Origin of the sequence: Streptomyces sp. 13-12-16 (assembly GCF_002114215.1) — a bacterium.
Taxonomy (GTDB): Bacteria; Actinomycetota; Actinomycetes; order Streptomycetales; family Streptomycetaceae; genus Streptomyces.
In genome coordinates, this window is record NZ_NCTE01000873.1 from 1 (window position 1) to 2,021 (window position 2,021).

Below are 2,021 nucleotides of genomic sequence, written 5' to 3' on the forward strand. Positions count from 1 at the left end.
CGCCGTCCCGGCGCTCAGCGAGGGCCCCGCGCTGCGGGAGCCGTCCGTGCCGAGCTGGGCCGAGGCCCTGCGGCGCGCCGCCGAACGGGACCGGGGCGACATCGTCCACGTCCACGCCGACGGCAGCGAACACCGGCGCACCTACGCGTCCCTGATCCCCGAGGCCTCCCGCGTCCTGGCCGGCCTGCGCCGGGCGGGACTGCGCCCGGGCGACCAGGTCATCCTCCAGTGCGACGCCACCGAGGACTTCCTCGCCGTGCTGTGGGGCTGCGTCCTCGGCGGCTTCGTCGCCGTCCCGCTGACCGTCCCCGCCTCCTACGACACGCCGTCCGCGGCCCTGACCAAGCTGGAGGGCATCTGGCGGATGCTCGGCCGGCCCTGGATCGTGTGCTCCGCCGACCGTGAGGCGGGGCTGCGCGCCCTCGCCTCACGGCAGGACTGGCCAGGGCCGCGCATCACCACGGCCGACGCGCTGCGCGAGGCGCCCGAGGACCACGACTGGCACCCCGCCGAGCCGGACGACCTCCTGCTGATGCTCATGACCTCCGGCAGCACCGGCCTGCCCAAGGCGGTGCGGCTCACCCACCGCAATGTGCTGACCCGCTCCGCCGCCACCGAGCAGATGAACACGCTCGGCACGGACGACGTCTCCCTGAACTGGATCCCGCTCGACCACGTCACCGGCGTGGTGATGTTCCACCTGCGGGACGTCTACCTCGGCTGCCGCCAGATCCACGCCCCCACCTCCTGGATCCTCCAGGACCCGCTGCGCTGGATGGACCTCGCCGACCGGCACCGCGTCACCGTCACCTGGGCGCCCAACTTCGCCTTCGGCCTCCTCGCCGAGCAGTCCCACCGCTTCACCGGCCGCGCCTGGGACCTGTCCCCGATGCGGCTGGTGATGAACGCCGGCGAGGTCGTCGTCGCCTCCGCCGCCCGCCGGTTCCTGCACGCGCTGGAACCGTTCGGCCTGCCGCAGGACGTGATGCACCCCGGCTGGGGCATGTCCGAGACCTGCTCCGTGGTCACCGACACCGCCCTGCCCGGCGAACCCCCCGCCGACGAGGGCACGTTCGTCAGCTGCGGCCGGCCCTACCCCGGCTTCGCCATGCGTATCGTCGACGACACCGGCACGGTCCGCGCCGAGGAGGACGCCGGCCGGCTCCAGGTCCGCGGCACCTCGGTGACCGGCGGCTACCACGACAACCCGGCCGCCAACGCGGAGGCGTTCACCGAGGACGGCTGGTTCGACACCGGCGACCTGGCGTTCCTGCGGGCCGGCGAGCTGTACATCACCGGCCGGGCCAAGGACGTCATCATCGTCAACGGCGTCAACCACTACAGCCACGAGATCGAGGCCTGCGTCGAGGAACTGCCGTGCGTGGAGCGGAGCTTCACCGCCGCGGTCGCGGTGCGCACCGACCCGTCGTCGCCCACCGACGAACTGGCCCTGTTCTTCCACCTCACCGCCGAAGCCGCCGCCGACCCGGCCGGCCCCCTGCGCCGGATCGCCGGCAAGGTCACCCGGGAGATCGGCATCAGCCCGGCCTTCCTGATCCCGGTCGGGCGGGAGACCGTCCCCAAGACCGAGATCGGCAAGATCCAGCGCACCAGGCTGCGCAAGGGCTTCGAGGCGGGTGACTTCGACGAGGAAGTCCGCCGGACCCAGTTGCTGCTGGGGACCGCGGACACCGTCCCCGACTGGTTCCTGCGACCGGTGTGGCAGCGGGCGGAACGCCCCGAAGCCCGTACGGCGACGGCCGGCCGGCACACCCTCGTCCTGGCGGGCGGCGACCCCGGGGCCACCGAGCTCGCGGAACGCCTCGCCGACGCGCTGCGATCCGCCGGGGGCCTGTGCACGGTGGCCGGCGAGGGGACGTCGTACGACCGGCTCGACGCCGCTCGCTACCGCGTACGGCCCGCCGAGGAGACCGACCACGCCGCGCTGCTGCGGCAGCTGGAGCACGACCGGCGACCGGTCGACGCCGTCCTGCACCTCGACGGGCTGCGCGGCGCGGCAG

Annotated in this window: 1 protein-coding gene; it reads left to right on the top strand. The window is 73.9% G+C overall.

What is annotated here, in order from left to right; all coding sequences use genetic code 11:
- On the top strand, positions 1 to 2,021 hold a 2,021-nt coding region (locus tag B7767_RS30890; protein WP_143652714.1), incomplete at both ends, for an AMP-binding protein.